The following is a 6,844-nucleotide window of genomic DNA, read 5'->3' as shown; positions in this document are numbered from 1 at the left end:
GGCTTGCGGTGTCAGTCTGTAGAGCGACCATAAGACCAGAACAGAGTAAATCTGTTAAGGCAGGTGCGAAAAATCCTTCGGGACAGAAGCAGAAACCCAAATCGTGAGGTTTGGGAATCGCCGTCCGTTTTACGGCGGCGAGGATGTCAACTTCTAGTCTAAAACTACCTGTATGATGATTGGAGAGGATAAAATCTTATCTCTCCTAAACGAGTAATTAAACAAAAATTTCGCTTTTTTTTATGGATAATCTGCAACTCTGGCAACGTTACCAAGATTGGTTATACTATCACCCTAACCTAGAACTTTATCTCGATGTCAGTCGGATTCCCTTCGATGAGGCTTTTCTCAAAGGTCTAGAAGCAAAATTTGAGCGCGCTTTCCAAGATATGGCAGCTTTAGAACAGGGTGCGATCGCCAATCCCGACGAACAGCGTATGGTCGGCCACTACTGGCTGCGCGCTCCTGAACTCGCTCCTAACCAGGAATTGCGGGCCGAAATCACCGAACCCATAGCACAGATCAAAGAATTTGTCAAGAAAATTCACTCCGGAGCGATTAAGCCGCCCAATCGGTCAAAATTCACCCATATTCTCTGTGTAGGCATCGGGGGGTCTGCTTTGGGTCCCCAATTCGTTGCCGAGGCTCTATCCCCCCTTAATCCCCCCTTAGAGATTGCTTTTATTGATAATACCGACCCCAAAGGCATTGATCGCACCCTAGCCCATTTACCCTTAGCTACCACCCTGGTTATCGTCACCAGTAAATCCGGCGGCACTCCCGAAGCGAGAAACGGAATGTTAGAGGTCCGCAACGCTTACGAAAAACTGGATTTAGACTTTCCGCAACACGCGGTCGCCGTCACTATGCCTGGTAGCCAACTGGACAAATACGCCCAAGATTGGCTAACTCGTTTCCCCATGCAGGATTGGGTCGGTGGTCGTACATCAGAACTATCCGCCGTCGGTCTTCTCCCGGCCGCTTTGCAGGGTATCGACATTGATGAAATGTTAGCCGGGGCCAAAGAAATGGACATCGCCACCCGCGTCCATAACCTGAAAAAAAATCCTAGCGCCCTACTGGCTCTAGCCTGGTATCATGAGGGCAAGGGCAAGGGAGAGAAAGATATGGTGATTCTGCCCTACAAAGACAGTCTCTATCTCTTTAGCCGCTATCTGCAACAATTGGTGATGGAGTCCCTCGGTAAAGAAAAAGACCTCGATGGTAATAAGGTGTACCAAGGGATCGCCGTCTATGGTAACAAAGGTTCCACGGACCAACACGCCTACGTCCAACAATTACGAGAAGGTGTTCCCAATTTCTTCGCTACTTTTATTGAAGTGTTAAAAGACCGACAAGGAGATTCCCTGGAAGTGGAAACCGGCTCCACTGCCGGTGATTTTCTCTCAGGATTACTGCAAGGTACTCGACAAGCTTTATACGAAAATAGTCGTCACTCTATCACTATCACTATCCCAGAGGTTACTCCCCGTCAGGTAGGAGCTTTAATTGCCCTCTACGAACGGGCCGTTAGTTTCTATGCTAGTTTAGTTAATATTAACGCCTACCATCAACCCGGGGTAGAAGCAGGGAAAAAAGCCGCCGCTTCTATTCTGGATTTACAAAGAAAAATCGTGCAAGTTGTTCGGGAAACGGGAACTTCTCTCGACTTAGCCACTCTAGCGGCCAAAATCAGCGCTAGTGACCAAGTTGAGGCTATCTATAAAATCGTCCGTCATCTCAACGCTAATCGGCGCAGTTTAACTATTACCGGCGATTTAAGCAAACCGGAAACGCTCCAAATCTCTGCACGCTAATCAGTTATCAGTTATCAGTTATCAGTTATCAGTTATCAGTTATCAGATGTAAGTTTTAAGTTAATTAATTATTTAGTTATCAGATGTAAGTTAATTAGTTATTTAGTTATTTAAGTACCTAAGCAAAATTAATTACACATATCTAACCACCTCTTGCCTCCTGCCTTTTGCCTTTTGCCTATCTTCACTAGGAAATTAATTTTGCACGACTACTTATTTATCTTCATCTTTATCCCTGTTTACTGTTTACTTTTCACTGTTTACTGTTTACTGATCACTGTTTACTGATTACTGAATATAACTAACCATGGAAATGCTCGAAAACCTGAAAATGGCTTTTTCCGCTTTGATGGGCAATAAACTGCGTAGTGGTCTGACCATGCTAGGAATTGCTATCGGTAACGCCTCCGTCATTGCCCTAGTGGGGGTGGGTGAAGGAGCGCAAAAAGTCGCCCTCGAGCAGTTTGAAGCTCTCGGACCGAATGTTTTATTTGTTTCCACCTCCTCGCGCAATGTCCGGCGGACAATTCCTAATCCCCGGCCTCTCACCTACGAAGATGCTCAAGCGATCGCATCTCAAGTTCCCGCCATTGCCGCCATTTCTCCCGAATTGAGCGGTACAAGAATTTTATCCTTCGGTAATAGAACCAGTAATAGCCCCCTGATTGGGGTGGGAGCCGAGTACCTAAACGTGCGTAACCGTCAACTATCTAAAGGTAGATTTATTATGGAATCTGACCTGAAACGGGATAATCGGGTGATTGTCTTGGGATCGGAATTAGCCAAAAATCTCTTTGGTAATCGCAATCCCGTCGGCGAAAATCTTCGCATCGGCAATCTTAGTTTTCAAGTCATTGGAGTTTTACAGGCGAAAGGCTCCTTATTTGAGGCTAATCAGGACGATCGAGCCTTAATTCCCCTAACTACCATGTCTAATCAGGTTCAAGGCCGCAGAGCTATCTATGGCATTCCCCTGACTCATATTTCTGTCTTGGCCAAAAACTCTGCCCAAATTAAAGCCGCTCAGTTTCAGATTAGCAACCTGCTGCAAATGCGTCATCAGGTCAGCGACGAGAATTATGTGCAGATTTTCCCCCAAACCGCAGTCCTAGAAATGACCAAAGAGACTAACGAGAGTTTAACTAGAATGTTAGCCTCGATCGCCAGTATTTCCCTTTTTGTCGGGGGAATCGGCGTAATGAATATTATGCTCGTGTCAGTCACGGAAAGAACCCAAGAAATCGGGTTAAGAAAGGCTTTAGGAGCGAAAGAAGGGGATATAAAAGGTCAATTTCTCATTGAATCGGTGATTTTAGCCACCACTGGCGGAATTATCGGGATTTTTGTCGGCATTCAAGGAATGTATCTAGCGGGAATTTTTGCCGCTTTAACCACCAGTGTCTCAATCCCTGCGATAATTCTCGCTTTAGGAGTTTCTAGTGCCATCGGTCTAATTTTCGGTGTTGTTCCCGCTCATCGTGCCGCTAAATTAGACCCAATAGTTGCTTTGAGAAGATGATAGTTTCTCTAGGTCTTATCCTGACCTCGGGATTCTATACCCGCGTCCGTTGTCGTAAATCCCTCCGCTTGCGCTAATATTTGCAGATTGTGGGCTATGGAGGCGAAAGAATCGGCAGGATATTCGATTAAAGTGGCGGAATCGAGAAAAGTTTCCACTCCCACGGGACAACCCAAATAATCAGCCACCGCTTTTGGAGTAGTGGAACCGAGGAGAATAGTTCCCGATTGTCTCACAGAAGATAGCTTTTCCCAAGGCTCATCGATCATCAAAGATAAATGGGTGGGAGCAAAAAGATTCGATAATTCGATCGCTTTCTCCAATGATTCCACCACCACGATTAAACCATAATGAGCGATCGCTTTTTCCGTTAACAATCTCTGGGGATGTACCTGTAACTGTTTTTGTACTTCTTCCTGTACTATTAAGGCCAAAGCCTTATCCGTCGTCAATAAAATCGCTGCCGCCAGGGAATACTGTTCCGCTTGCGCTAATAGATCTAGGGCCAACTGCCTGGGATTGGCTTGACTATCGGCAATAATAACCAAATCAGAAGTAATAGAGAGATAATCGATTTTTACACGGTCAGAAACCAGTTTTTTCGCCAAATTAGTATAAAAATCACCTATTCCGGCAATCATCTCCACGGGAGCGATCGTTTTTGTGCCGTAGGCTAGAGCGGCGATCGCCTGTGGTCCAGCCACCCGATAAATCTCACTAATACCCACAGATTGGGCTGCCACTAAAATCGCCGGATGGAGGCGTAAATCCTCATCGGCAGGAGATACCATGACAATCCGTTTAACCCCCGCTATTTTGGCTGGAATCGCCTGTTGGAGCAATAAACTGAGATAGGCCCGTTTCCCATCGGGAACGACAATTCCCACGCTGTTAACCGGTTGATAACGTTTCCCCCGAACCGTACCATCCTCAGGAAACTGGACCCAAGCTTTGGGAAGACGCTGACGATGAAAAGCCTCCATTTTTTCACTGGCAACGGTGATCGCATTTAATAAATCCTGCGACACCTGTTGATAAGCAGCATCAAGTTCCGAGCCACTCACCTTTAGTTGTTGTAGATTAAGGGACTGTTGGTAGAATTTTTCCGTATAATCCACCAACGAGCGATCGCCAGAAAGTCGCACCTGCTCGACAATCTCTCGGACAAGCGATTCTTTTTCCCGAATTTCCGGATCGTCGAACCGTTCCCGAATTCGTCTCAGTTCCGTTCTGGCTGACCATGGCTCTGTGATAATTCGCAACATCGAGCTATTATCCTCTAGGGGCGAAACGAGATTAAAAAGTTTTCACTCCTCACACTCTAGCTTATCGCTTTCAATCTTGACCGGGGAGGGAGACGGAGTCAGTTATTTTAGCCGTCGGTAGGTACGAGTCAGGAAATAGGGTGATAGGGTTTTGGGGTGATAGGGTTTTGGGGTGATAGGGTGATGAGACAGCTTCCCCACTTTCCCACTTTCCCACTTCCCCATCTCCCCACTTCCCGATTTCCCCACTTCCCCACACCCCACTTCCCCAATTCCCCAATTCCCCAATTCCCCAATTCCCCAATTCCCCACACCCCACACCCCACACCCCACACCCCACACCCCACTTCCCCACACCCCACTTTCCCACTTTCCCACTTCCCCACTTCCCCACTTCCCAACAGCCAGCCCGATTTCCCCAAGGTAACAAAACCAGATATTCTACTAAATAGTCGCCTATCACACCAGCCTGATCTCGTGGTCGTCCAATGCAGTTTGCCAAGATATTAATCGCCAATCGCGGGGAAATCGCCTTAAGAATCCTTCATAGTTGCGAAGAATTGGGCATTAGAACCGTTGCCGTCCACTCTACCATCGATCGCCATGCCCTTCACGTTCAACTGGCCGATGAGAGTGTTTGTATTGGTCCGCCCCCAAGTAGCAAAAGTTACCTAAATATCCCTAATATCATCTCGGCTGCCCTAACACGCAACGCCACGGCGATCCATCCCGGTTACGGTTTTTTGGCAGAAAACGCCCGCTTTGCCGAAATTTGTGCCGATCATCAGTTAACTTTTATCGGTCCGTCTCCCAGTGCTATTCTGGCTATGGGGGATAAATCTACCGCTAAAAAAACCATGCAAAAAGCGGGAGTTCCCACTATCCCCGGCAGTGGTGGTTTAATTACCTCAGAAGCGGAAGCAAAACGTATCGCTGATGACATCGGTTATCCTGTCCTGATCAAAGCCACCGCCGGCGGTGGAGGGCGTGGGATGCGTCTTGTCAAGAGTGCAGATGAACTAGGTAATATGTTAAAAGCCGCCCAAGGAGAAGCAGAAGCGGCTTTTGGCAATTCAGGAGTATATCTAGAAAAATTTATCGAATGTCCCCGACATATCGAGTTTCAGATTTTGGCCGATAGTCACGGTAACGTGATCCATTTAGGAGAAAGAGACTGTTCGATTCAGCGACGACACCAAAAACTGCTAGAAGAGGCACCCAGCCCCTTCTTAACGCCCCATTTACGCTCAAAAATGGGTAATGCCGCCGTTAAAGCCGCTAAATCGATTAATTACGTCGGGGTGGGAACTGTGGAATTTTTAGTCGATAAACACGGCAATTTTTACTTCATGGAAATGAACACCCGTATTCAGGTGGAACACCCCGTCACGGAGATGATCACGGGGATAGACCTGATCCGAGAACAAATTCTGGTGGCACAGGGCGAAAAACTGCAAATTAAGCAAGATCAGGTGATATTTAGAGGGCATTCGATCGAGTGTCGCATTAATGCCGAGGATCCCGATCACAATTTTCGCCCTCACCCCGGCAAAATTAGCGGTTATCTGCCCCCCGGCGGTCCCGGTGTCCGCATGGATTCCCACGTTTACACCGATTACGAAATCCCCCCCTATTACGATTCCCTAATCGGTAAATTAATTGTCTGGGGAGAAAATCGCGAAACTGCGATTAAACGCATGAAACGCGCCCTGCGGGAATGTGCGATCACGGGAGTACCGACGACTATTGATTTCCATCGTAAAATATTGGAAACTCCCGCCTTTTTAGCCGGAGATGTTTACACTAATTTCATCCAAGAACATCTCTTGCCCTAGCGCGTTACCATGAATTTTAGACGAGAGTAGGTTGGGGATAATAATGACAGTAGAAGTTAAATTTAACTCGTTTCAACTCAGCGATGAACAGTTCTTTCAACTTTGTCAGGATAACCGAGATTTGCGCTTGGAACGCAACCCAAAAGGAGATTTAATTATTATGCCACCGACTGGAGGAGAAACCAGCAATTCTAACGCTGGAATCACTGCCCAATTATGGTTATGGAATAACCTACATAAATTAGGTGTAGTTTTTGATTCTTCTGGAGGATTTAAACTACCTAACGGAGCCGATCGCTCTCCCGATGCTGCTTGGATACCTTTAGAAAAATGGCAAGCTTTAACCCCGCAACAAAAGGAAAGATTTTTACCTCTATCTCCCGATTTTGTCATTGAATTAATGTCTCC

Annotated in this window: 5 protein-coding genes; 4 read left to right on the top strand and 1 reads right to left on the bottom strand. The window is 46.7% G+C overall.

What is annotated here, in order from left to right; translation table 11 throughout:
* The first annotated feature begins 242 nt into the window (after positions 1 to 242).
* Entirely contained in the window at positions 243 to 1,817 is a 1,575-nt protein-coding gene (locus tag EWV68_RS20925) for a glucose-6-phosphate isomerase (RefSeq protein WP_061431952.1), read from the top strand.
* A gap of 307 nt (positions 1,818 to 2,124) precedes the next feature.
* Positions 2,125 to 3,336, top strand: coding sequence for an ABC transporter permease (locus EWV68_RS20920; protein WP_287170921.1), 1,212 nt, complete (start codon positions 2,125 to 2,127; stop codon positions 3,334 to 3,336).
* A gap of 8 nt (positions 3,337 to 3,344) precedes the next feature.
* Here the strand turns inward: EWV68_RS20920 and hisD are convergent, their stop codons facing one another.
* Entirely contained in the window at positions 3,345 to 4,601 is a 1,257-nt protein-coding gene (gene hisD / locus EWV68_RS20915) for a histidinol dehydrogenase (RefSeq protein WP_061431950.1), read from the bottom strand.
* 488 nt (positions 4,602 to 5,089) lie between these two features.
* Here hisD and accC point away from each other — a divergent pair, with 488 nt between their 5' ends.
* Together accC and EWV68_RS20905 are read left to right on the top strand one after the other, a co-directional pair.
* Positions 5,090 to 6,436, top strand: coding sequence for an acetyl-CoA carboxylase biotin carboxylase subunit (gene accC / locus EWV68_RS20910; RefSeq protein ID WP_002734953.1), 1,347 nt, complete (start codon positions 5,090 to 5,092; stop codon positions 6,434 to 6,436).
* Between the two features lie 43 nt (positions 6,437 to 6,479).
* Positions 6,480 to 6,844, top strand: a 365-nt coding sequence (locus EWV68_RS20905) for a Uma2 family endonuclease (RefSeq protein ID WP_287170920.1), incomplete at its 3' end; no start/stop codon positions are given.

The sequence above is a fragment of the Microcystis sp. M_QC_C_20170808_M9Col genome, assembly GCF_007095495.1.
Classification (GTDB): Bacteria; Cyanobacteriota; Cyanobacteriia; order Cyanobacteriales; family Microcystaceae; genus Microcystis; species Microcystis aeruginosa.
The sequence above is the reverse complement of the archived record's forward strand: the minus strand, read 5'-3'. Positions and strand labels throughout refer to the sequence as shown.

Bases quoted from the DNA above. Each gene is read 5' to 3' on its own strand.
- EWV68_RS20925 (WP_061431952.1), top strand. From the start codon at position 243: ATGGATAATCTGCAACTCTGGCAACGTTACCAAGATTGGTTATACTAT.
- EWV68_RS20920 (WP_287170921.1), top strand. From the start codon at position 2,125: ATGGAAATGCTCGAAAACCTGAAAATGGCTTTTTCCGCTTTGATGGGC.
- hisD (WP_061431950.1), bottom strand. From the start codon at position 4,601: ATGTTGCGAATTATCACAGAGCCATGGTCAGCCAGAACGGAACTGAGA.
- accC (WP_002734953.1), top strand. From the start codon at position 5,090: ATGCAGTTTGCCAAGATATTAATCGCCAATCGCGGGGAAATCGCCTTA.